The sequence below is a fragment of the Ruegeria sp. ANG10 genome (assembly GCF_040705255.1).
Classification (GTDB): domain Bacteria; phylum Pseudomonadota; class Alphaproteobacteria; order Rhodobacterales; family Rhodobacteraceae; genus Ruegeria.
Window position 1 is genome coordinate 11,799 of sequence record NZ_JBFCVU010000016.1, and the last position, 24,220, is coordinate 36,018.

The 24,220-nt window shown below is 55.6% G+C and carries 19 protein-coding genes; 11 read left to right on the forward strand and 8 right to left on the reverse strand.

What is annotated here, in order from left to right:
• Positions 1-81 precede the first annotated feature (81 nt).
• Positions 82-984 carry a LysR family transcriptional regulator gene (locus tag AB1A64_RS21485; RefSeq protein WP_366554079.1) on the reverse strand — a complete coding sequence of 301 codons (903 nt, stop codon included), beginning with the start codon at positions 982-984 and terminating at the stop codon, positions 82-84.
• 107 nt (positions 985-1,091) lie between these two features.
• Between AB1A64_RS21485 and AB1A64_RS21490 the strand changes: the two genes are divergently transcribed.
• From AB1A64_RS21490 to AB1A64_RS21515, 6 genes are all read left to right on the forward strand, one after another.
• Positions 1,092-2,543: an aldehyde dehydrogenase family protein gene (locus AB1A64_RS21490; protein ID WP_366554081.1), complete on the forward strand. Its 1,452-nt coding sequence runs from the start codon at positions 1,092-1,094 to the stop codon at positions 2,541-2,543.
• Positions 2,543-3,520 carry a membrane dipeptidase gene (locus tag AB1A64_RS21495; protein WP_366554083.1) on the forward strand — a complete coding sequence of 326 codons (978 nt, stop codon included), beginning with the start codon at positions 2,543-2,545 and terminating at the stop codon, positions 3,518-3,520. The genes AB1A64_RS21490 and AB1A64_RS21495 overlap by 1 nt, the downstream gene beginning before the upstream one ends.
• A gap of 14 nt (positions 3,521-3,534) precedes the next feature.
• Positions 3,535-5,226 (forward strand): hypothetical protein, encoded by a 1,692-nt coding sequence (locus tag AB1A64_RS21500; protein ID WP_366554085.1) that lies wholly within the window; start codon positions 3,535-3,537, stop codon positions 5,224-5,226.
• On the forward strand, positions 5,223-5,873 hold the full coding sequence (locus AB1A64_RS21505; RefSeq protein ID WP_366554087.1) for a DUF3726 domain-containing protein: 651 nt from the start codon (positions 5,223-5,225) through the stop codon (positions 5,871-5,873). The genes AB1A64_RS21500 and AB1A64_RS21505 overlap by 4 nt, the downstream gene beginning before the upstream one ends.
• Before the next feature lie 52 nt (positions 5,874-5,925).
• The gene (locus AB1A64_RS21510) at positions 5,926-6,933 is read left to right on the forward strand and encodes an Ldh family oxidoreductase (RefSeq protein ID WP_366554089.1); all 1,008 of its coding nucleotides are present in this window, start codon (positions 5,926-5,928) and stop codon (positions 6,931-6,933) included.
• Between the two features lie 121 nt (positions 6,934-7,054).
• Entirely contained in the window at positions 7,055-8,881 is a 1,827-nt protein-coding gene (locus tag AB1A64_RS21515; protein ID WP_366554091.1) for a BCCT family transporter, read from the forward strand.
• Positions 8,882-9,083: 202 nt separating this feature from the next.
• On the opposite strand, the gene AB1A64_RS21520 is transcribed toward AB1A64_RS21515, so the two are convergent.
• Together AB1A64_RS21520 and AB1A64_RS21525 are read right to left on the reverse strand one after the other, a co-directional pair.
• Positions 9,084-9,845: a glycosyltransferase family 2 protein gene (locus AB1A64_RS21520; RefSeq protein ID WP_366554093.1), complete on the reverse strand. Its 762-nt coding sequence runs from the start codon at positions 9,843-9,845 to the stop codon at positions 9,084-9,086.
• Between the two features lie 188 nt (positions 9,846-10,033).
• Positions 10,034-12,118, reverse strand: coding sequence for a polysaccharide biosynthesis tyrosine autokinase (locus tag AB1A64_RS21525; protein WP_366554095.1), 2,085 nt, complete (start codon positions 12,116-12,118; stop codon positions 10,034-10,036).
• A 596-nt stretch (positions 12,119-12,714) separates the two neighbouring features.
• Here AB1A64_RS21525 and AB1A64_RS21530 point away from each other — a divergent pair.
• A complete protein-coding gene (locus tag AB1A64_RS21530) occupies positions 12,715-14,139 on the forward strand; it encodes a hypothetical protein (RefSeq protein ID WP_366554097.1) in 1,425 nt (474 codons plus the stop codon).
• Between the two features lie 378 nt (positions 14,140-14,517).
• Positions 14,518-15,720 carry a 3-oxoadipyl-CoA thiolase gene (gene pcaF / locus AB1A64_RS21535; protein ID WP_366554099.1) on the forward strand — a complete coding sequence of 401 codons (1,203 nt, stop codon included), beginning with the start codon at positions 14,518-14,520 and terminating at the stop codon, positions 15,718-15,720.
• Between the two features lie 192 nt (positions 15,721-15,912).
• On the opposite strand, the gene AB1A64_RS21540 is transcribed toward pcaF, so the two are convergent.
• The 5 genes from AB1A64_RS21540 to AB1A64_RS21560 all read right to left on the reverse strand — a co-directional run bounded on the left by AB1A64_RS21540 (position 15,913) and on the right by AB1A64_RS21560 (position 21,523).
• Positions 15,913-17,217: a TRAP transporter large permease gene (locus tag AB1A64_RS21540; RefSeq protein ID WP_366554101.1), complete on the reverse strand. Its 1,305-nt coding sequence runs from the start codon at positions 17,215-17,217 to the stop codon at positions 15,913-15,915.
• On the reverse strand, positions 17,217-17,861 hold the full coding sequence (locus AB1A64_RS21545) for a TRAP transporter small permease (RefSeq protein ID WP_366554103.1): 645 nt from the start codon (positions 17,859-17,861) through the stop codon (positions 17,217-17,219). Before AB1A64_RS21545 ends, AB1A64_RS21540 begins: the two co-directional genes overlap by 1 nt.
• Before the next feature lie 58 nt (positions 17,862-17,919).
• The gene (dctP, locus tag AB1A64_RS21550; protein ID WP_366554105.1) at positions 17,920-18,936 is read right to left on the reverse strand and encodes a TRAP transporter substrate-binding protein DctP; all 1,017 of its coding nucleotides are present in this window, start codon (positions 18,934-18,936) and stop codon (positions 17,920-17,922) included.
• 67 nt (positions 18,937-19,003) lie between these two features.
• On the reverse strand, positions 19,004-20,113 hold the full coding sequence (ald, locus tag AB1A64_RS21555; RefSeq protein ID WP_366554107.1) for an alanine dehydrogenase: 1,110 nt from the start codon (positions 20,111-20,113) through the stop codon (positions 19,004-19,006).
• A gap of 129 nt (positions 20,114-20,242) precedes the next feature.
• Positions 20,243-21,523, reverse strand: a complete 1,281-nt coding sequence (locus AB1A64_RS21560) for an aspartate aminotransferase family protein (RefSeq protein WP_366554115.1) — start codon at positions 21,521-21,523, stop codon at positions 20,243-20,245.
• A gap of 170 nt (positions 21,524-21,693) precedes the next feature.
• On the opposite strand from AB1A64_RS21560, the gene AB1A64_RS21565 reads away from it, so the two are divergent.
• The 3 genes from AB1A64_RS21565 to AB1A64_RS21575 all read left to right on the forward strand — a co-directional run bounded on the left by AB1A64_RS21565 (position 21,694) and on the right by AB1A64_RS21575 (position 23,882).
• Positions 21,694-22,263, forward strand: a complete 570-nt coding sequence (locus AB1A64_RS21565; RefSeq protein WP_366554109.1) for a cupin domain-containing protein — start codon at positions 21,694-21,696, stop codon at positions 22,261-22,263.
• A 64-nt stretch (positions 22,264-22,327) separates the two neighbouring features.
• Positions 22,328-22,888, forward strand: a complete 561-nt coding sequence (locus AB1A64_RS21570; RefSeq protein ID WP_366554111.1) for a hypothetical protein — start codon at positions 22,328-22,330, stop codon at positions 22,886-22,888.
• Positions 22,889-23,216: 328 nt separating this feature from the next.
• Positions 23,217-23,882, forward strand: a complete 666-nt coding sequence (locus AB1A64_RS21575) for a sugar transferase (RefSeq protein WP_366554113.1) — start codon at positions 23,217-23,219, stop codon at positions 23,880-23,882.
• The last annotated feature ends 338 nt before the right edge of the window (positions 23,883-24,220 follow it).

The following is a 24,220-nucleotide window of genomic DNA, read 5'->3' on the forward strand; positions in this document are numbered from 1 at the left end:
GGCTACAGGCCAAATGAGTTAACGCCCCTGCGCGCTACGTTGCGCGGTGAAAACCCGATTTCGTTGTCCAGGGGCGTTTTCTTATCGAAGATAAAGATGCTCTGTTGTCAGAGCTTCGACCGTTTCAATGATGTCCTTTTCCAATTTACGCGCCGCTGGTGACAGCGCCGATCCCGCTTTGCGCAACAGATGAATGTGGCGCTTTGCGGTCTCATCGGCCAGCGGGCGGAATACAAGGTCGCTCGGACCTGAAGAGATTGCGGCCATTTCAGGCAAGATAGTCACGCCAATACCGGCCCTGACCATCCCCAGAATGGAGGTTAGGTTATGGGCCGATAAGCGCGATCTGGCGTGTATTTTTTCGGATTCTGGACCCGGAATGCCATCGGACAAGCTATTGGCTATCAGACGTTCATTTTCCAGCGCCTTCCAGTTGACGGGACTGGTACCTGTGGCCAACGGATGATCTGGGGCAACCAGAACGCCGAACCGGTCGGTCAGCAAAAGCTGGCTGTGCAGACTGGACCCGTTGACGCCCAGTGTTGCGATACCGATATCAATTCGACCGCGTGACAGTTCGTGCAGGACAGATTTGGAATCCATATCGCGCAAGTCGATCCGGACTTTGTCATACGTGTCGATCTTACGGGCAAAAACCTGCGGAATGATTGTGCCAGCCACTGACGGCACTGTGGCAATACGAACATGTCCCAAACTGGCGTCAGCGAAGTTTTCAATGGTCCGTACAGTATTGTCGAAATGCTGTACCTCCTGCTCGGATTGCTCGAGCACAAATTCTCCTAGTGCTGTGAGTTTGTTTTTTCGGTCCGTTTCGAACAGCGGTTCGCCAAGATGGGTTTCCAGCTGTTTCATCATCATAGAAACGGCAGACGGTGTTCGTTTCAGGACCAAAGCCGCGTCCGTCAGGTTTCCGCAGCGCGCAACGGCGATAAAGCCACGAAGCATTTCAATTTTGAGTGTCATCCGATCATTTCAATTTGGCTGAAGTAAAGTTCAATAATTTTAGTTTGATTGATTGCCTCAAAGAGGTCCATACCTGATCGATACTTTCTGAATGAGGCGACACAGCTATGGCTGACATCCAAAAGAACCTGATCGCTGGCGAATGGCTGGCAGGTGAAAGCGAAATCGAAAACCGCAACCCATCTGATCTGAGCGACCTGGTCGGTATGTTTGCCCAGGCCAGCGCCGATCAGCTGGAGGCGACGCTGGATCAGGCGCGTGTCGCACAAGCCGAATGGGCGGCTTATGGGCTTGAGCGTAAGCAAGCGGTTCTGAATGCCATCGGTAATGAATTGATGGCCCGCGCCGAAGAACTGGGCACTCTGCTCAGCCGGGAAGAAGGCAAGCCACTGGCCGAAGGCAAGGGCGAAGTCTATCGCGCCGGTCAGTTCTTCACCTATTACGCCGCCGAATGTCTGCGCCAGATTGGCGAGAACGCCGATTCCGTGCGCCCCGACATCGAGGTGGACGTGCGCCGCGAGGCCGTAGGTGTCGTCGCCATCATCAGCCCGTGGAACTTCCCCACGGCAACGGCCTCGTGGAAGATCGCTCCGGCGCTGTGTTACGGCAACGCGGTTGTGTGGAAGCCTGCGAACATCACGCCCGCCTCGGCAGTGGCCCTGACCGAGATCATCAACCGTCAGGACATTCCCAAGGGTCTGTTTAGCCTTGTGATGGGATCGGGCCGTTCAATCGGTCAGCGGCTTGTCGAAAGCCCCAAGGTTAACGCAATATCGTTTACCGGTTCAGTTCCGGTCGGGAAGGGGATAGCGGCGGCGGCCATCCAGAACCTGACCAAGGTTCAGATGGAAATGGGGTCAAAGAACGCTCTGGCCGTCATGGATGATGCCGATCTGGATCTGGCAGTAACACTGGCTCTGGGCGGTGCGTTTGGTGGAACGGGGCAGAAATGCACGGCTTCCTCTCGGCTCGTGGTTCATTCTGCCATTCACGATGCGTTTGTAGAAAAGCTGGTCGCAGGTGCGCAGGCAATGAAAGTGGGCCACGCGCTGGAGGAAGGGGTTCAGATGGGTCCCGTCGTCAGCCAGCAGCAGTTGGCCGAGAATGTGGCCTATGTCGATCTGGGCATATCCGAGGGCGCAGAACTGGCTTGCGGTGGTCAACGTTTGGATATGCCGCATGACGGCTATTACATGAGCCCCGGCGTGTTCCTGAACACAAACAACGATATGCGCATCAACCGTGAAGAAATGTTCGCACCGCTGACCAGCGTCATCAAGGTTGGCAGCTATGATGAGGCGCTGAGCGTCGTCAATGATACCAATTTTGGCCTGACCTCGGGCATCGTAACCAAATCGCTGGCTCGGGCCACGCATTTCCGCCGCAATGCGCGCACCGGCGTTGTCACAGTGAACCTGCCCACTGCCGGCACCGACTATCACGTACCTTTCGGCGGTCGCGGCGACAGCTCGTACGGCCCGCGTGAGCAAGGAAAAGCTGCGGCCGAGTTCTATACGACGGTTAAAACCGCCTATATCAGCGCCGGAAAGCCGGACTGATGCTGGTCGATTGCCTGCAATATGCCAACTGGTCGGAAAAGATTTTCCGTCAACTGCGCGAAGGGGGCGTAGATGCGATCCACGTCACCATCGCCTATCACGAGAACTTTCGTGAAACGGTTCTGAACTTCGAAAAGTGGAATCGCTGGTTCGAGCAATATCCCGACCTCATCATGAAAGGCCGCTGGGCCAGCGACATTGACGTGGCGCGCGAGACGGGCCGGACGGCGATCTTCTTTGGCTTCCAGAACCCCTCGCCTATCGAAGATGATATCGGTCTGGTCGAAATCCTGCACGATCTGGGCGCGCGGTTCATGCAGCTGACCTATAATAACCAGTCGTTGCTGGCGACGGGCTGTTACGAAGCCGAAGACACTGGCATTACCCGTATGGGCAAACAGGTCATCAAAGAGATGAACCGTGTCGGTCTTGTGGTGGATATGAGCCATTCGGCAGATCGTTCAACCATCGAGGCGGCTGAGATTTCCGAACGTCCCATCGCCATCACCCATGCCAATCCGCACGAATGGTCACCTGCCCTGCGCAACAAGCGGGACACGGTGATCCGGGCCGTGACCGAAAACGGCGGGATGCTGGGCTTTTCGGTCTATCCCCATCACCTCAAGGACAAATCCGACTGCACGCTTGAGAGTTTCTGTGAGATGATCGCGCGTACTGCAGACAAATATGGTGCCCGGCATTTGGGGATTGGCACCGATCTGTGTCAGGATCAGCCCGACAGCATCGTGGAATGGATGCGCGTGGGTCGCTGGACGAAAGAGATCGACTATGGCGAAGGCTCTGCCTCGGCCCCCGGTTTCCCGCCCATGCCACATTGGTTCCAGGACAATCGGGACTTCGGAAATATCAGGGATGGCCTGCGCAAGACCGGTCTGAACGCCGATGAAGTTGCCGGGATCATGGGCGGCAACTGGTACCGCTTTTTTGATGAAAATTTCGGACCGCCGGAAAGCTGAGGAGACATGGCCGAATGACTGATGTTGCCCAACGCGACCCAAAGTTGGTGATGCGCCTTGCGCGCCTTGGATCGATGCACCAGTCGCGCCTATCCTTCATGCGCATTCTGACACGGCGTCTTGCCCGCGAAAACTGGCGGTTCGAACGGACGGCTTTTGAGATAGACGAAAACGGTGTCGGCCATGCCGTATACACCACGCACGGGCCTGATGCGTCATATTCGTTGATCGCCTATGCCCATGACCTGCCGCCTGAAAAACGGTCTGACCGGGTGATTGCCGAAGCCTGGGACGCCACATTCACATTGTTCGATGGTGTGCCAACTGCAGACGACATCGAACGCCTGTCGCACAATATTCCGGTGCAAGAAGCTGGGCGCGTGACTGGAACGGAACTGTCGGTCTCGCGCGCGAACCGCTCTGTGCGCCTGTGGGAACATGTCGTTAGCGAATTGGCCGATGGACGCCAACCGTCGACCACAAAGATCGAGGACGTCGGTTACCTCATGCGCACGACGGCCGTTTACGGCTCGGGCAAGCTGGGGGCTGCGGATCGTGAGATGATCGCCGACCGCCCCGAATTTCGCGCGCCGTTCCAAGTTGAGATGCTCTCGGTATATCTGACGCGTTGGTTCATAACCGAATTGGTGCAACACATGGCCGACGCGCGTGCGGCCAGAAACGGAACTCGAGCCGCACGGCTTGACCCGGGGATCGCCCGCTCGATCGGTATTGGCAACTCGACAGGTTTGGGCATGGCGCCGTTTCTGCTGAACCATCCGGTGCTGTTTAACAATTGGATGGCTGCTCGCGAACGCGCCATTCAGGCCGTCCGTGCGGTTCAAAAGGCCACTGAGGCGGAAATCACCCTGTTTCGGGAAATGTTGGCGCGCAACGCGCAGATCGTCGAAATCTGGCACTCGGAACACCCGATCCAGATTGAAAAACTGACGGCTCTTCGTGGGGATGTCGCCAAGGTCACCGACTATTTGGGCAGCGCAGACCTCGGCAAGGAAAATCCATGGGACGCGCTGTACTCGTGGGCCGAGACTAACCTGACACTGGAAGGGCAGGAATGGATTGCCTCGCTGATCCTGGAACCTTACGGAGAACTGGTGGATGGGTTTGCCGAAAGCATGGCGGCAGACAACACCGCGACCTTCCGAATAGCGGGCGCGATGAAGATCGGCGAATTGCGGGGGTTGCTGAAGGACATTTATGGCTGGGCGATCGAGACCGACTGGTCAACCCCGGCCAGCAAGGCCCGCGCTTGGTATGTTTCCGAAGAAAAGCTGGAACCGCGTCTGGGGGAACGTTTCGAGGAACCTATTGAGGAATATGAACAGCCTCTGGCCCCAGGGCGGGATGCCGCGCTGTTGTATCAGGCTCTGGCTCATTGGTCGGACGAGGCACAGGTTGCTGATTTTCTGCTGCGTCACCCAGAACACCGCCACGTCCTGCGTCGGGTCCAGATCGTAGGTCGCGCGCCCTATGCTGAAATCCGGGACAATACGATCTCGGACCGGGTGCTGCCCATCGACATGTTGCGCTGCAAGCTGTCCTTCTTTGGCGCGACCAAGTTTGATCCTCGCTCGGACCGCTGGGTTCGGATCTGCATGTATGGAAATGCCCCCCTGCCTTACGAATTGACATCTGAAAACGCCGATTTCTGGGTATTCCCCGAACTTGAAGAGGCCGTGGCATGAGCCATTCATTGAATGAAATCGAAGCCATAAGCAAACGCGCCGCGCGCGGTGCCGGCCTGTCGTGGGGGCTGGCCGAAGAGGCGGCCAAAGGCACGCGCTGGCTGTCGGCTTTCGGGTTTTCGGGGGTTGGGATGTTGGCTGATCTGCTGGAAATGAACGACCGCATCCCGTCAATTGACGTGTCGCCCGTCTCGCTCAGCGCTGAAATCTGGCACGCCCCTACGCGTCGGATGAGCCCGCTGATCGCCGGGGCATCGCTGAGCGATTGTGCCGTGCGGCTGATAAATCGGGGATCGATCACTATGGAGAACGTTAGCCTACCCCTGTTGGCAGTGCCGTTCATGGGCGGCGCCGCGTTGCGTCTGGGCGTGCCGGTTTCTGCCGAATGGCAGGGGGCCCGCTTGGCCACCGACGGACGGCAGGTTTGCGTAAAAGCCACACCTGACGCGCTTGAGGCGCGCCACGCTGACACGCTGGTCTTTTCCGCGCCCGCCGAAATGACCGGGCGTCGTGAACCTGTTCTGCGCGCCGATGTGTCTGAGGAAAACTGGAACAGGCTCAGCGCCTTTGCCCATCGCACTTTCGCCCCCGCAACCGAGGAAAGCCGCCTGCGCGGCGCCGGTGCGGGTTTGAGCGACAACGACTGAAATGCGGCCCCTGCACCGGGGCGCTTACAACTCTTACGAACGGGAATACATGATGATCGCCACTGAAACCCTGTCACTGTCCGAGATTGAGGATCTGGCCTTTCGCGCGCTTGTCAAAGCCGGAACCTCCGAGGAAAACGCGCACCCTTTGGCGGTCGCCACTGCGGTGACCGAAGCGGATGGGGTGGCGTCACACGGGCTGGCTTATATTCCGATCTACGCTCAGCATGTCGAATGCGGCAAGGTGGACGGCACTGCAAAACCCGTGGTCACACAGCCTCGCCCTGCCGTTGTCACAGTGGATGCCGCCACAGGCTTTGCCCATAGCGCGATTGATTTGGGGTTCGAGAAACTGATCCCGCTGGCGCGCGAACAAGGCGTTGCAGTTCTGGCTGTCAACAACTCGTATAATTGCGGTGTTCTGGGCGTGCATACACAGCGGTTGGCGCAGGCCGGGCTGCTTGGGATCGGATTTACAAATGCCCCTGCCTCGATTGCGCCTTCGGGTGGAGCAAAACCGGTCGTTGGCACCAACCCATTCTCAATTTCTGCCCCAGATGCCGACGGCAATGCAGCGCTGCTGATCGATCAATCCGCCAGCACAATTGCCAAGAGCGAGGTGATGAAGCACGCCCGCGAAGGCAAATCTGTGCCCGAAGGCTGGGTGCTGGACGCCAATGGCCAACCCACCACCGATCCCGAGGCTGGCCTGAAAGGTTCGATGGTGCCATCGGGCGATTACAAGGGTGTCGGCATAGCCCTGACCGTCGAACTGATGGCTGCCGCGATGGCGGGTGCGACGTTGGGTTCCGTGGCCAGCCCGTTTTCCGGCACGGCGGGTGGCCCGCCAAAAACCGGTCAATTCTTTATCGCCATTGACCCGCAGGCGACGTCGGGTGGGCTGTTTCAGGACAAGTTGACCGCTCTGATTGACTCGATCCGGTCACAAGACGGTGCCCGCCTGCCGGGCGACGGGCGCAAGAAATGCAGAGAAGATGCTGCAAAGGATGGTGTCGAAGTGAACGCCGCCCTTCTTGAAAAGGTCCGAGCGCTTTTGTGACGCGAAAGAGCAATAAACGGACGGAGAATAACAAACTGATATGCGCACCCCCTATAGATTTGGCGGGAATGGCGCACTTCAAAAAAATAACAAGGCCATTTACCGACAAGGGAGAACAGAGATGTCGATAAAGGAACCGTTTACGGACTTAGAAATAAAGACCGCGGATGATGGTTTTTATGAGAACTACAGCGTCCCGATTGCGCTGATAAGCAAGGCGATCATGGTTGCGTTGGTGCTGTGGGCTTTGGTCTTTCCGGCCAATGCCAACGGCACACTAGGCAGCTGGAACGGCAAACTTCTGGAAAGCTTCAACGGGTTCTACGTCATCATCGTAGGGCTATTTTTCTTTTTTCTGGCGGTGGTAGCAATCCTTCCGGGCACTGGTAAGCGGGTCATGGGAATACCCGGAGAAAAGCCCGAATTTTCGAACTTCTCGTGGTTTTCGATGATGTTCGGTGCCGGTCTGGGCGTCGGCCTGATGGTCTTTGCCACGGCTGAGCCTTTGGGCCTTTGGGGCTCGAACCCGGTGGTGGTTGCCGGTGATGTCACAGGCAATGAGCCCGAAGCGATCCAGTCCGCCTATCGCTACACTTATCTGCACTATGGCTTCCACGCTTGGGCGATCTATGTGGTAACCGGTCTGTCGCTGGCCTATTACGCCTATACGCGTAACATGCCGCTGACCATCCGTTCTGCGCTGACGCCGCTATTTGGCAAACTGATGAACGGCTTTCTGGGTCATGTGGTCGACGTTCTGGGCGTGGTTGCGACTATCCTCGGTGTGTCGGTGACGATTGGCTACGGTGTGAGCCAATTTATCGACGGTGTCTATGCGATCACCGGCATGGGATGGGTGATGGACCTCGGCGGCGAGGTTCCGACCCCGTCCAAGGTGGGTTTGATAGCGGGTCTGGTTGTGATCATGTGCCTATCGATCATTTCGGCGGTGTCGGGTGTCGGTCGCGGGGTTAAGTACCTGTCTAACTTGAACCTTGTGCTGTCGATCATCCTGCTGGGAACCTTTGTGGTATTTGGCTCCTTCGTCTTCGCCATGACCACCTATGGCTCGGCGATGGTCGATTATATCTTCCACTTCCTCTCGCTGAGCTTTGGTGCATACGGTCCGTTGTCGGCAGAAACTTTTGCCGCGGCTCTGCCAGCAGAAGCACAGGCCCATGCGGCAGACCTGATGGGCGGCGCAACCAATGCCTGGGGCAGTTTTGACGGCTTCAAAGGCGGTCTGGAAGGCGCGGCCGCTGAATTGGACGAAGCGACTCTGGCCGCAGCCTATGCTGCCGGTGAGCAGGGCCGTCAGTTTGGCTGGCAGTCGGGTTGGACCACGTTCTACTGGGCGTGGTGGATCGCGTTCTCGCCGTTTGTGGGCTTGTTTTTGGCGCGCATCTCGAAGGGCCGTACCGTGCGTGAGTTCATCCTGGGCTGCGTATTCGCACCAGCACTGGTGTGCTTTGCGTGGATGACGGTTCTGGGCGGCACCGCGATCGATCTGGAACTGGCAGGCGCGGCCGAGGGTGCGATCATCGGCGCGTCAAACACCAACAAGCTGTTCGTGACGTTGTCTTACATGATTGACGGTGGTCTGCTGTCGATGCTGAACGTCATGTGTGTGATCCTGATCATGACCTTCCTGGTGACCTCTGCGGACTCGGGGATTTTGGTGATGAACACAATCATGTCGGGCGGCAGCCAGGAGACCGGCGTTAAGCATCGCATTATCTGGGGTGTGATCCTGACCGCCGTAATCGGTGCGCTGATCTTGGCAGCGGGTGAGAACAACCCGATGGACGCATTGCGCAACGCGATGATCATCGGCGCGCTGCCGTTCACCATGGTGATGGGTTTGATGTGTGTTTCTCTGGCCAAGGCGCTTTATCGCGACGGGCAGCGGGACAGGCACGAAGACACCGGAACGCAAGCTGCTGAGTAACCTAAGCCAATAAACCAACCAACAACGCCGCCCCCACGGGCGGCGTTTTTTACGGCGTCTTTCCGACCCTTTATCTGGGTCTTGAAAATTCAGTATATTTGCTGTGGGTTCAGTATCGACAGGGCTGCGTAGGTCGCCTGCGTGGACCTAGATATCGTCGATCAAATCATTTTGCCTGCCCCGAAGCATGAGCTGTGCAAGCCTAGTTTGGTCTCAGCTTATTCAGAAATAGCTGCGGCACCTTCCGCGCGTTTTTCATGATCAGAGTGGGCGCACCGCCAACCTGATTGCGCCGGATTGCCTTATAATCTTCCGTCGATTTCCTAAGAATTCGGCCAACGCTGCCATTGCTGGCTCCGCCAAGGCGCATCTTGGTCAGAACTTCTGGAAGATAGGCAGCTGAAATGCGGCCCTGGCCGAAATAACGCAGTATGCTGTCATAATCTGCTGAGATCCGAAAACTGTCATCATAACCGCCCCACCGCGTGATGACATCGCGTTTGATGAACAAGCTCGGATGTGGTGGCATCCATCCACGTTTCAGCTTGTCCGGGCTATAGGGCCCAGAAACCCAATGGCGCACCACCTTGCTGGAATCCCGCGCGGACACATAATCCAGATCACCATAGACCGCGTCTGCACCGGTTTCCTCAAAGACTTGTGCAACACGAGTCAAAACCTCAGCATGTGCAAAAAAGTCATCAGAATGCAGCAACCCGACCACATCACCGGTTGCTCGATCAGTGGCGCGGTTCAGAGCGTCATAGAGCCCCCGATCTGTTTCACTGACCAGCCGCGTGCGCAGGTCGTCGCGAGCGTTGAGCAGCTCTAGCGTGCCATCACTGGAGCCTCCATCCTGAACCACGTGTTCGTAGTTGTCGTAGGTTTGTGCATCCAGGCTTTGCAAGGCATCTGGAAGGGTGGCCGCACGGTTCCAAACTGCTGTAAGGATAGAAAATTTCATGCTTAGTTCCAAAGAATAACAAACGTGAATAATAATCTTTCACAACGTCCTAACCGCAGCGTATTTGGCCTTGCTGAAGTTCGACCAGAAAGCGAGGCTGGTAACCTTTTTGTATCCCCGCATTGACCCTTCCTGTCAGCATCGACTGAAACGTCAAATGCACGCGAAACCAAGACGTTTTGAAACCCTTAGTCGCTGTAATATTTGGACGCATATCTGCCGTAGGAATACCCGTAATGCTTTGCGCTTTGGACATTGATCTGACCAAGAATAAGGCCGGTTAAGCGCTGATTATCGGTGTGGAACAGGCGCATTGCCTCGGTGATGTCTTGGGCGGATGTGTCATTCCACTTGATGGTCAGCAGCACCGCATCCGCATTGCGTGCAATCAGGCGCGCGTCGGATACCAGCAAAGTTGGCGGCGTGTCGATCAGAATGACGTCATAGAGCTTGCGCATGTCGTCCAAAAAAACCTTGAACCGTTCTGATGCAAAAAGGTCCGCCGCATTGACCGAGGTTTCTTCACCAGCCAGAATATCGCAGTTCAACAACGGGTCTTGAAAGATTGCCTCTTGTGGTGTGGCGTCCCCGGACAGAACCGACACGATCCCTTTTTGGGGTGCACCCTTGAGCTGCGCTGTCATGGTCAGGCGTCGGATATCGCCTTCGACCAGCAAGACCTTCTTACCGATACCGACAAAGTTCTGAGCCAACGCCAGCGAGTTTGTTGTCTTCCCCTCGCCCGGCAGCGATGAGGTCATAACCACAACTTGTGGTGGGCGGTCCACGTTGGACAGCATCAGCGAAGTTCTCAGGTTGCGCACCGCCTCGGCCGTGGCAGACGAGGGCTTGTCGGCCAGATATTCCAGAACCTTGCGGCGCCCGCGTGCAGGAAAGATCGGGATCTGACCCAAAACGCTGTAGCCGGTCTTGCGCTCCAAATCCTGCGCAGTGCGATAGCCTTTGCGTCGCGCTTCAGCCAACAAGACGAACCCGCCGCCCAGCATGAGGCCCAGTATGGCCGAAAGCATTAGGATTCGGGATTTTCGGGGTGAAGTCGGGATGCTGGGAATAACAGCGCGTGACAATTGCCGACTGTCCGCCTTTTGAATCCCTTCCTGCGCCGATGTCTCTTTCAGCCGCGCCAGGAAATACTCATAAAGCAGCCGAACCGCTTCGGCCTCACGCACCAATTGCTGCAACGTAATCAGGTCCGCATTCTGCTGCGAGATCTTTTGCCCGAGGTCTTCTGCCGATTGTGTCAGGGCCTGAACCTGCTGCGTCGACCGCCGCACCTCAAGCGCTGTGCGCGCGAGGAGGCGTTGAAAAGCGGTGTCAAAGGCTGTTTCGCCCGTACCGGAATCCTCGATTTGCGTGAAAAGGCGTTGCAACTGCGGGTCCTGGCTGGCTTCAGTCTGGGCCGCGCGGCTGTCTGCGGATGACAGCGCGTCATACCGGGACTGCGCCGTGACACGGGTTGCCTCGGCAGATAAACGACGTTCACGAAGATCTTTCAATTGCACTTCCTGCAACTGCAGAGCTTCGGGTGAGATCAGCGCAGTCGTCCCGTTGAAGTCGCTGACTTTTGCCTCAGCAGTTTCCAATTCGACCTGCAGCTCGGCCACACGGTCGGTCAGCCACGCCGTCGCCTGTTCGGTTGCCTCAAACTTTACCTCGATCTGGTTCAGTACGTACAGTTCGACGATCGTGTCGGCTATCAGAGCTGACTTGCGCGCCGATTCCGTCTCGACCGTTATTTCGAACACCAAGCTTTGCGGCACGATTTTGACCGAGAGCTTCTTGAGCAGGGCCGTAATCACGCTGTCCCGGGTTTTCTGCTGGGTCAATTCTTCGGCCACCAGTTCGGGGTCGCTTCCGGCCCCAAGCATTGATTTGACGAATTGTTTGATCCCATCGAATGCCGAGTCCGGCAGAAGATCGGAATTGAACTCTGGATCAGAAACGAGGTCCAGTTTGTCCACGACCTTGCCCATCAGGCCGCGGGACTGCAGTACTTCCAATTCGGAATTGACCTCAGCAGTGTCTCCGGCCAGACCGCCCACCACGCTTTGAAGGTCAACTACGCTGGCTTGATCGGTTTCCAGCATGACCACCGCAGTGGACCTGTATAGCGGCACGGCGGCTACAAAGGCATAGTACCCTCCGATCAAAATGGCTATGGCGGTGGCCAGGGCAATGATCCACTTTCCACGCCACAATGTGCCTATCAAAACTCCTAAATCGACCACGTCATCTTCTGGCGCGTCACCCATTGGTGACCGGCTCGAATTGAACTGTGCTTCGTGTATTGGAGACTGCTTCATTTCAAATAATTTATCCCAAATGCCGGATACACGCGAAACGCGTTTGAAGCCGCTCTCTACAAGGTTCCGGGGCATAAATAAAGGCCCGCCCGTATGCCAAATTGTCGGCTCTAAAAGTCGCGGTGAAAACCATCTTGCCCCTGCATTTCATGCCTGCTGTTTGGGTCGGTTCAAACCAGGCTTTCAGCCATTTCCCCCTATCTGACTTTGGGCGCATGATATCCGATCAACCCGTACGGTTGCCTAACTCAAAATCAACAATCTTAGAAAATTATTCCGGGTGAAGAACGATTAAATCTCAACCCGTGGCTGAGTGCTGACGTCATGCACCAATTGAGACTGAGTGCCCGCAAAGCCCAGGTTTCTGAACACGCAGCTACGGAAATCTGAGGGCAAAATGGCATCTCATCCAATGAAACCGCACCAATCCAATAAGTTGGAGACCTACAGAATGTCCCGCGCAGCAATTGCCAGCAAGGCTGAACCAGCCTTTGTCAGACAACCCAGACATCAAACAAGCGATGAAATGAAAGGGGTTGTTTATAATGATTAATCTTGGCCTTTCCATCACATCATTGGCGACGCGCAATGGTCCTGGCGGTATTAAGAATTTAAACCCGTCGCTTTGGTTGGACCCCGTCGATATGCGCGCACTGTTTCAGGACTCGGCAGGGACGATGCCGATACTGGGTCCGGGTCAACCGGTGGGGTTGATGCTGGATAAATCGAACGATCTTAGACCTGGCCCCGACGCTGTCACGGACGGGGGGTTTAACAATGGCGAGGCTCATTGGAATACGAACGGTGATGCAACCATTTCCAACGGACAAGTGCGCATCCACTCACCTGATGGGTCTTATTCAAACGTCGTGCAAACTGATATTTTAACGGTCGGAGAATGGTACCAACTAGAATATACGGTGACCGCATATGGCTTGGGTGGCCTGTCTATCAGCGGTGTGGCGGGCAACCCGTCCTTGCCTATCACAATAGGCCGGCACAGCGTTATTATACAATCGACGGTAGAATACCTTAGCATCAAGCGGCGATCGGGACCGACGGATATAACCATTGCTGATATAGCGGCCCGTAGCATTCCCGGATACCACGCCGCGCAGAAATTCAATGACGACCGGCGCCCTTTGCTCGCCCGACACCCGATGAGCGGGATCAGGAACTTGATGGACAACTCGGCGAGTTTTGCAGGGTGGAACGATAGTGCTGGATCTCTGACTGCGACTGCACTGCGAACGCCAGAAATAGAGATGGTTAAACTGGCCGCGAGGGTCGGACAAAGTGGTCTGACATTTGTTGCCCTGCCTTCGGCTGTCCAAGCAACACAGACCGTGACATTCTCTGTTTTCGCGTCAGCGGCAGAATATCCAATCCTGCACTTTACCGGTGGCGACGGGTTTGCTGCATCGCGCGGGGCCTTCGAAGTCGATTTGACGACGGGCGCAGTCCTGTCTGGCTCAGCATATGTTGAAAGCCTTGGCAGCGGTCTTTTCCGGGTATCCACACAATTGGACTACAACGGCACGGGCAATAAAAACCTCTTTCTTCGACCCCGAGAGGAAATGGGGGTCGATGTTCTGGGGGATGGTGTAAAGGGCATTCTGCTTGCACAGGCTCAGCTTGAAGTCGGATCCGCGCCGACACCGTACCAGACCCGTATCAATCAGTATGACGTCACTGAATCTGGGCAGCGCGCTTTCTGGTATCTTTCGAGTGATCAAATTGACGACGAACTTGTCGTTGAGTTTCCTGATCTGGGATCGGATGTCACTGAATTTTGGGCAGATGAGAACGGGGTCACGATCCGGGGCGGCCAATTTATCGGGGCGGGTAACAGGGTGGTGCCGGGTGGTGCGTCTCTCTATGTCTATGGCGCAATTGGGCGCGCATTGTCAGGACCGGAAACAGCGCAATTGCGGAAGTTTCTTGAGCTGAGATCGCCGGTCAGGAGTTAAGGCGCAAACTTGTACTCTTCGATGGGTGAATTTGCTTAGAAATCGCCTCTTGCGGTTGACCGCAGGAGGCATTCCGCCAATCCGAAAACAATGTGCGGGTTTAAGCTCGGGCCATGGCTGGGCGAATTGCTGTCCGCTGATTGGCCAGGTCTGGGATCGGTCAGCGCTCTTGTTTGCCGGCCGAAACATGACAGGTGCAGCCGAATGTCAGACGGCCGCACCACCTGTCTAGGTAATTGAGTGACCCGCCCAGAAATTCTGGACGAGTTAAATTTCGGATTTCCTATTTTTTTCAAACTGTTTTTAAATGCTCTCGAGCCTACGTTTCAAACGACCCGTTTCCCATGTCGCCAAGGCTCATGCAGGAAAGTGAACCCAATGACCGAAGCCTATATCTGCGATTATATTCGAACGCCGATCGGCCGTTTTGCTGGTGCTCTGGCCCCGGTACGCCCTGACGATTTGGGCGCGGTTCCTATACGAGCCTTGATGGCGCGCAATCCAGGCGTTGACTGGGATGCTGTCGATGACGTGATATTCGGTTGCGCCAACCAGGCCGGTGAAGACAATCGCAACGTGGCGCGCATGTCATTGCTGCTGGCGGGCATGCCTATGGCTGCCCCCGGGACGACCACTAACCGCTTGTGTGGGTCCGGTATGGATGCTGTGATCAATGCCGCGCGGGCGATCCGCTGTGGTGATGCCGATCTGGTGGTCGCTGGCGGGGTTGAGAGCATGTCGCGCGCACCCTTTGTCATGCCCAAGGCCGAAAGCGCCTTTTCACGTTCAAACGCGGTTTATGACACCACCATTGGCTGGCGCTTTATCAACCCGGTGATCAAGTCGCAGTACGGTGTCGACTCCATGCCGGAAACTGCTGAGAACGTCGCCGAGGAATTCAACGTCACGCGCGAAGCGCAGGACGCATTCGCGCTTCGCAGTCAAGAGCGCGCAGCCAAAGCTATCGCGGCGGGCCGGCTGGCACGGGAAATCACACCGGTCGAAGTACCTCAGCGAAAAAGTGCTCCAGTTCTGATTGAAACCGATGAACATCCTCGTAGCACGACGCTGGAAAAATTGGCCGGCCTGCCCGCTCCTTTCCGTAATGGTGGAACGGTCACGGCTGGCAACGCCTCGGGCGTTAATGACGGGGCTGCCGCGCTGATCATCGCCTCGGCTGAAGCCGCGAGGACATACGGACTGACCCCGATGGCCCGCATCGTTGGCGGGGCGTCGGCGGGTGTGGCGCCTCGGATTATGGGTATCGGTCCGATCCCGGCCACGCAAAAGCTGTGCGCCCGTTTGGGCCTGCAACCCGAAGACTTCGACGTGATTGAACTGAATGAGGCTTTTGCCGCGCAAGGTATCGCAGTTCTGCGCGGCCTAGGTCTGGCCGAGGATAGCGCGCATGTGAATCCAAATGGCGGAGCCATTGCTCTGGGGCATCCGCTGGGCATGACCGGGGCCCGGATCGCTGGAACGGCGGCACTGGAACTGTCGTTGGGTGGCCGTAACCGCGCGCTGGCAACCATGTGCGTTGGTGTTGGCCAGGGTATCGCCATCGCGTTGGAAGCAGTGTGAGCGCTTTACGAAAGCTCGGTAGAGCTGCGGACGCAGGGAAAACTGGCCGATAGAGGTTTCAATGCAGGTGCCCATTGCGCAACCCCTTAGCCACAGCCACAGAGCGATCCAAAGCTAACTAGTTGTTTCAAAATAAAATTACGCCGGAGCCTTTCGACTCCGGCGCAACCATGCTTCCAGATTATTGCGTCACTATTGGATGCCCATGAGCATCTTTGGGAGGAACAGTGACAATTCCGGAAGGAAGGTAACCAAAAGCACCATCGGCAAGTGACCAAGGCACAGGAACTTCAGCGTAATGCCGATGTAACGGTCCAGTGTGATTTTGCTGACACCAGCCGCCATATAAAGCATCGGCGCGCAGGGCGGAGACACGTTGCCCAGGCCAAGATTGGTGCCGACAATCGCCGCAAAATGGATCGGGTGAACGCCCAGTTCAGATACCACCGGCAAAAGCACAACCGCCGCCAGAACACTGCCTGAAATGTCGTCCACGATCATTCCCATCAGCAAGAGAACAAGGTTGATCAGAAGCAAAAGCAGGATCTTGTTGTCAGACAGGTTCAGCAACAGATCGGCAATCTGGCTAGGAACTTGCTGAAGCACCATTGAGCGGCTCATCATGAACAGGAAGAACAGCACGGTGATGATAGAACCCGTTGTGATCGCGGCCTGAATAGTGCCTTTCCAGAAACTGGCAGGTGTCAAACCACGGTAGATGAAGAACCCAACAACGGCCGCATAGACCAATGCAATTGCGGCAGCTTCGGTCGGGGTTGCTATCCCGCCATAGATGGTGCCAAGAATGATCAGCGGCATGAGCAAGGCCCAGAAAGCCTCTTTGCCGGATTTGACGATCTTGACCTGTACTTCCTTGATCGGCAGCTTCGGTTCGACCTTGATGTCGGCGTTATTGCGTAGGAAGACGAAGTTCAAAACGATGTACAGCAGGGCCAGCATTATACCGGGGATTACGGTCGACAGGAACGCGGCACCCACCGACAGACCACCGGTTACCGCGAAAACGATCATCGGAATCGAAGGCGGAATCATCAGTGCCAGAACCGAGGAACACGCGACCAGTGCGGTTGCGTGACCCACCGGGTAGCCTTCCTTCACCATACGCGGGATCATGATCTGACCGATGGCTGCAATCGCCGCCGAAGACGACCCAGAGATGGCGCCAAACAGCGCGCATGTGACGATGGTTACAGCGCCCAATCCGCCCTTGATCCGCCCGACAAAGGCGTTGACGAAATCTAGTAAGCGGTTCGAGATACCGCCTTCGGCCATGATCGTTCCTGCAAGAACAAAGAGCGGCAAAGCCAAAAGCGCAAAGCTTGTTGTGGTTTGATAGGCATAAGGGATCAGGAATGAGATATTCGAACCCGTTCCAATACCGAACACCAAGGCCCCAATGCCGAAGGCAAAGGCGATGGGCATTTCGAGCAAAAGCAGGATAACGATGATTGCAATAGCAATAGCGAAGATCAGCATCAGTTTGCCCCTTCCGGTTTTATCATCTTAATGGCGACAAATTGATTTACTGCCTGCATCAGCAGCGCCAGGATGGTGCCGGCAAAACCGATGACCAGCGAAAAGGACCAGATGCCCTTGGGCCAACGCAGATATGAGCTGAGACGCCCCTTCTCGATTTCAAAGAAGGCATATTTGATTGCAAAGTAACCGAAAATCACGCACGCAATGATGCTGAGGAAGGTCATGACCAGTCGCACCGATTGCATGAACTTCGGGGATTTGACAACCAAGGTCAGAATGCCGCCGTGGATATGTTCCCCTTGCCGGGTGACATAGGCCATCGCGGGAAAGTAAATCCAAGCCCCAAACAATAGGGCCATTTCTTCGATCCCGACAAAGGGCGAATTCAAACCGTATCGCAGAACGACCTGTGCGAACATCAAAACGGCCAAGCTGATGCTGAACAATGCAAGGCCGTTCGCCAGTATCGCAGCATAGATTTTTTCGATTTTCAGAAATAACGCGTAGCCATTCGACACGTTCCACTCAGGGATCGCGGTGACATGTTCGGGCGGTTCGGCGACGGTCACTTCCGGGTCATAGATATATGACGCACCGGGCTCGACCGGGTCCCGAGGATGCTGTCTAGATTCTCGTTCCATTCTGTCCTCCCATATTGAACTAGTGGGCCCGCCGGATGGCAGGCCCAACAAAGTCTTGTCACTCGATTCCGGCGGCTTTTTTCAGCTTGCCCATGATTTCCGGGCCAACCAGTTTTTCCATTTCCGGCCATTCCGTCTCGTGAACGATCTTGGCTGCCGCTGCGATTTGCTCGGGGCTCAGCTCGATCACTTCGATGCCTTCGTCGCGTGCTTTTTGCAGGAACTCGTTGCTCTTGCTTTCAGCTTCATCCCACGACCACAGAACGGTTTCGTCTGCAGCAGCCTGCAGGGTTGCACGATCTTCGTCCGACAGACCTTCCCACCAGCTTTTGCTGACCAACCAGAAGGCGGTCTCGAAATAGTCGTTGGTCAGGATGTTGGTTTCCAGAACGTCACGCAGGTTGTAGGTCTCAACCGCGGTCGAGAATGCGCGCGCGTCAACCGTACCCAGCTGCAACGAGGTGTAGACTTCGGCCAGCGGGATCGGCACGGCGCCAAAGCCCAGGTTGTTGAAGCGGTCAACCGCAATCGAAACCGGGGGAACGCGGATCTTGAGGTTTCCACCGTCGGCAGGCAGGTTCAGCGGCTTGGCGCCAACGCCTTTGCGGATCACAACCGAACCGAAGTCAGTCGGAATGATGCCGATCGCGTGCAGGTCCAGATCGTGCAGGATGTCGTTGTAGATTTCCAGCATGTCACCGCCGGGGCCGTAGACCGTGCGTGCATCTTCCCAGTTCGATACAACGTAACCCAGCCAGGACAGGTCCAGACGCTGGTCAAATTCAGATGCGCCCCAGGTCAGGGTCATCGGAACAACACCTTGCATCGACTGTTCGAACAGCGACGTCCAGTCGCCCAGGTCACCGCCCAGGTGGTAAGCGATACCAAAGTTCGAGTCGTCCCCCAGGGTGTCCTGGAATTTTTCGGACATCGCGTGGAAGATATGGTCGGTTGTCATTGCATGCGCCAGGATGAACCTTTCCTCAGCGCTGGCCTGTGTCGTGAAGGCGGATGCGGCAAGCAAAGCTGCGCCACCCATCGCACCAAGGGTGCGGCGGTTAATCTTCGAAAACATTCAGGTCTCCTCCTCAGTTAAAAATACCCCCCCGCCGATCGGCGGAGGGATTTGTCTTTGCTCTAGCTCAGCAAAGCTCCGGGGCGACGAACTCGTATCCAAGATCATCGGCCACAGCCTTGTAGGTCACCTTGCCATGGGCCACGTTGAGGCCGTTCATCAGGTGACGATTGTCCGCAAGCGCCTGCTTCCAGCCATTGTTTGCGATGGCCAGAGCGTGCGGCAGGGTGACGTTGTTCAGCGCGTAGGTAGAGGTCCGCGCCACCGCACCAGGCATGTTGGCAACGCAATAGTGAACCACATCGTCGACAACGTAGGTGGGATCGGCGTGCGTGGTGGCTTGGGACGTTTCAAAGCAGCCGCCTTGATCAATGGCCACGTCCACGACAACCGCGCCGGGCTTCATCTTCGAAATCAACTCGCGGGTGACCAGCTTGGGCGCCGCGGCACCCGGGATCAGAACTGCGCCCACAACCAGGTCGGCGTTGGTGACTTCTTCTTCAAGTGCGGCTTTGGTGGAATAGACCACTTTGGCGGATGCTTCGAAGTGGTTTTCCAGCTTTTCCAGAACCGCCGGGCTGCGGTCCAGAATGGTCACGTCGGCATGCAGTCCAACCGCCATCTGCGCCGCGTTGAACCCGACCACACCACCGCCAATGACGACGACCTTGCCGGGTTTCACACCCGGTACTCCGCCCAGCAGAACACCGCGACCGCCTTTGGCTTTTTCCAGCGCACCAGCGCCGGCCTGGATCGACATGCGGCCGGCAACCTGGCTCATCGGTTTCAACAGCGGCAGGCCGCCATTTTCGTCGGTCACGGTTTCATAAGCGATGCAAACTGCACCGGATTTGACCAGGTCTTCGGTTTGTTCCGGATCGGGGGCCAAGTGCAGATAGGTGTAGAGGATCTGGCCTTCACGCAGCATGGCGCGCTCGACCGCCTGAGGCTCTTTCACCTTTACGACCATTTCCGCATTGGCAAAAATCTCGGCTGCGGTTTCGGCAATTTCCGCACCTGCTGCACGATATGCTTCGTCGTCAGAACCGATCCCGGCGCCAGCGTTGGTCTCTACAATCACGTTGTGACCATTCGCCACCAATTCGGCGACGCTTTCAGGGGTCAACCCAACACGGTACTCGTGGTTCTTAATTTCCTTGGGAACACCAATGAACATTTTCATTGCTCCTTTTTCCGGATAATTGCCTGAGGGCTGGCATGAGTTTGACGTCGTCATGTGCAAGCTGGACGCCAGGGGTTCTATCGTGCGCTGGCGGTTACCTTTCATCCACGGGGGCGAGTGCCTTTACGGGTGGTCGCGCAGGATATCGGTGAGGGTGTCGAACAGCATGTCGATTTCCTGTTCAGAGATGATCAGCGGAGGAGAGAGCGCAATGATGTCTCCGGTAACGCGGATCATGATTCCCGCGTTCCAGGCCTTTTTCATCACTTCCATGGCCCGCGCACCCGGGGCGCCTTCACGAGGGGCCAGTTCGATGGCGCCTACAAGGCCAAGGTTGCGCAGGTCAACGATGTTGGGCAGTCCGGCAAGGCTGTGCAGACGCTTTTCCCAATGCGGTGCAAGTTGAGCCGCACGGGCGAAAAGGCCGTTGGTTTCGTAACTTTCCATCGCGGCCAACGCAGCGGCGCAGGCAATCGGGTTAGCTGAGTAGGTATAGCCGTGGAACAGTTCAATCGGCGCATCCGCATTTTCCATGGCGCTTTCATAGATGCGGTTATTGACAAAGACCGCTCCCATCGGGATGACGCCATTGGTCAGGCCCTTCGCCGTAGTGATGATATCCGGAGTGACACCAAAATAATCCGCAGCGGTGGCCGCGCCCAACCGTCCAAAGGCGGTGATGACCTCATCAAAGATCAGCAGGATGCCGTATTTGTAACAGATCTCACGCAGTTTCTTCAGGTAACCAACGGGGGGCATCAAAACGCCTGTTGAACCAGCCATGGGTTCGACAATCACTGCGGCGATGGTTGAGGCATCGTGCAATGCGACAATGCGTTCTAAATCTAAAGCACGCTCGGCCCCGTATTCAGGGCAACCTTTCGAAAACGCATTCCTCTCGATGTCATGTGTGTGGCGCAAATGGTCGACGCCCGTCAGAAGCGTCCCAAAATGCTTTCGGTTGCCGACGATCCCGCCAACCGAAATTCCACCAAACCCCGTGCCGTGATAGCCGCGCTCGCGCCCGATCAGACGTGTACGTGCCCCGTCGCCGCGCATCCGATGATAATGCAGAGCGATTTTCAGGGCTGTGTCCACCGATTCAGAACCTGAATTGGTGTAAAAGACATTGTCGATGCCTTCAGGCATCATTGAGGTCAATTTTGACGAAAGTTCAAAGGCTTGCGGGTGCGAGAACTGAAAGCTGGGCGCATAGTCAAGCTCGTGCGCCTGCTTTTGAATGGCTGCTGTAATCAGGGGATCACGGTGACCGGCGTTGACACACCACAAGCCTGCGGTCGCATCCATTATCTGGCGGTCATCGACGCTGGTATAGTACATTCCTTGCGCCGATTTGATCATGCGGGGGTCATTCAAAAAGTCCCGATTGGCCGTGAACGGCATCCAAAAGGCAGATGTAATATTCGTCTTTTGGACCACTTCGATTCCTCCCCAAGGTGCCTGCGAGTTTCGGTTGGCTTTCTCGCACGGCGACTGGAAGGTGGTCATTCCGGATTCTTAAGGATTTCTAACCTATTGATTCATCGCAGAATTCATGTCAAAGTGCTTTAGATATGAAGCAGAAAAGCACTGACCCCGATTTTGAAACGGCCAAACGCCTTCGCGTGATTCGAACCGCCAAGGGGCTAAGTCAGAGGAAATTGGCTAAGCTGGCGGGCGTTGGCAGCGGAACAATCTCACTTATAGAAGCAGGCGCCACCCAACCTTCTGTCGCCTTGTTGAAGAAAATTCTAAAGGGGGCGGATATCAGCCTTGGCTATTTTTTCAGCTTTGATTTGAAAGATGCGGATAAGGTTTTCTTCCGGCAAAAGGAACACAGGGATGTTGGCGCATCGGGCGTTTCCTACTTTCTTATCGCGGGAGAGCGGCAAAATCGCAAAATTCAAATGCTTCTGGAAGAGTATGGTCCGGGCACGGATTCCGGTCGATCAGAACTTTCCCATAAAGGCGAGGAATGCGCCGTGGTGATTTCGGGGCAGTTGGAAGTGACCGTCAATGGCGAAACCGTTGTTTTGGGTCCGGGGGACGCCTATTACTTTGACAGTGAATTGCCCCATCGATTTCGCAACACAGGCGAAACGCAATGTGTTGTTGTCAGCGCCTGTACACCCTCCACTTTCTAAATCTACCCTGCACCTCTCGCCAACGTGATTTGGCACAGAAGGCCTGGGACAAGACTTAGGGCCTATGAAATACCTGCATATCATACTCGCCCTTGCGCTTTCAGCTACAACAGCCGTTGCACAAGATTTGCATGGGCGGGATACGGCCAGCAATTGGCGGGTCACACACCAAAGCAAGTTCGGTATCTGGAGCTCTATCTGCGATGAGCGAGAGGAATACGGCGAACTGGTGCAGCGGTGCTACCTGCGATGGGTCGATGTTTTTTCCGGTCGACCGAATTTCGGAAGTCAATTCATATTCATTACGCCCGAAGATGATGGGTTCCAGGTTGAATTCGGGATCGAGCCGGGGACGGTCTTTCATCCAAACGGGTTTCGCATCGAACGCGAAGGTACACCGGTGTGGCGAACACGTTGGCCCGGATGCCTGACCGGTCTGGGATGCAGGTTCGAAGGGGTCGATGCTGACGAGTTGATCGAACAGATGACCCAAGGCGGAGCGTTTCTTTTTGACTTCCGCGATCGGCACGGAATTTCCAGAGCACTCAACTGGCCCCTTGAGGAGTTTAGCGCGGCTTGGAATGATTTCATGGATCAATCCCGCAAGCGCGCCCTTATTGAGTGAGATGTTCTTTCGCAGCCCAAGTGAGCATCAGGTTATGGTTCGCCACGTCCGGGTGAGTTTTGTTATCAAAAAGAACGCGATGACCAATAGGGCTGTAATGCTCGACTGCGTTATATTGAGGAGCGCCGCGGTTGGGTTGATTACCCCCGCCCTACCCCTTGGCTCGGCAATTGATTCCGACACCTCAGAATCCGAGTCATTTAAGACTTGAGGCAAGTTTAACTCAAATATGTTGACACTCTCGTGAAGTGGTTGATAAACGGTTAACAAGAGAAGTGCTCTCTTAAAACGAGTATAAAAATAATTAGTTTAAGGCTCTTGAGCAGTTATGTTTGATTTTAATTTGCCCGATCACGATCTCGGGGAATCCACTGCCTTTGCGCGCACTCCAGCCTCTGCACCAGGTTCTTTTTTTGCCTTGGCAAAACGTGCGTTTGATCTCCTCCTGAGCGTATTTGTTCTGTTGCCTCTCGTGGTGATTTTTGGGATCGTCCTGCTCGTCTTGAACCCAATTTGGAACAAGGGGCCTCTGGTTTTCTCTCAGGTGCGTATGGGGAAAAACTGCGAACCATTCACAGCATACAAGTTTCGCAGCATGCGCCCGGCCAAGAAAATTGAACGGGGTGCTGATTGCCCGTTGGAAGAGGACAGAATTACCCCGCTTGGTCGCTTCTTGCGCAAGTCCCGTATTGATGAGTTACCGCAAATCATCAATGTTTTCAAAGGTGAAATGAGCTTGATAGGCCCTCGGCCGGATTACATCGAGCACGCCCGAGAATATATGTCGCTTGTACCCGGATACCAGGCGCGTCACCTTGTGCGCCCCGGAATCAGTGGTTGGGCGCAGGTTGAACTTGGGTATATCGAAGGTACAGATGCGACACGCCGAAAAGTACAGGCAGATCTGTACTACATCGCAAATACCGGGCTGATCATGGAAGCTTGGATCGTGTGGCGAACCGTTTCGATCATGTTGCGCCGAAGTGGGGCTTGAGCAAACTCCGTCGGAAGAGATTTATTGGAGATCCAGATTTATACAGCGATCAAGATCTGAGACGCCTGCCGCAGATCAGGCGAACTGATCAAGCTTGAAGAAAGTCAGGAAATTATGACCTTCCGTCCCTTTCCGAAGGAGTGAGGTTTTGAACATTACACAACTTTAAGATGTTTTTAAAGTGCTCAAAAAATGGACATAAACTGTTTTTTTGCAGAATTGCCACAAGGTGTTTTGTGGATATTTTTTTTGGCGGATTGTTTCGGGACGTTTGTTTTGAAAGTTGTTAGTGAGGCGCCGATCGAAAAAGCGATAGATTGACGTGAAGATTCGAGCGG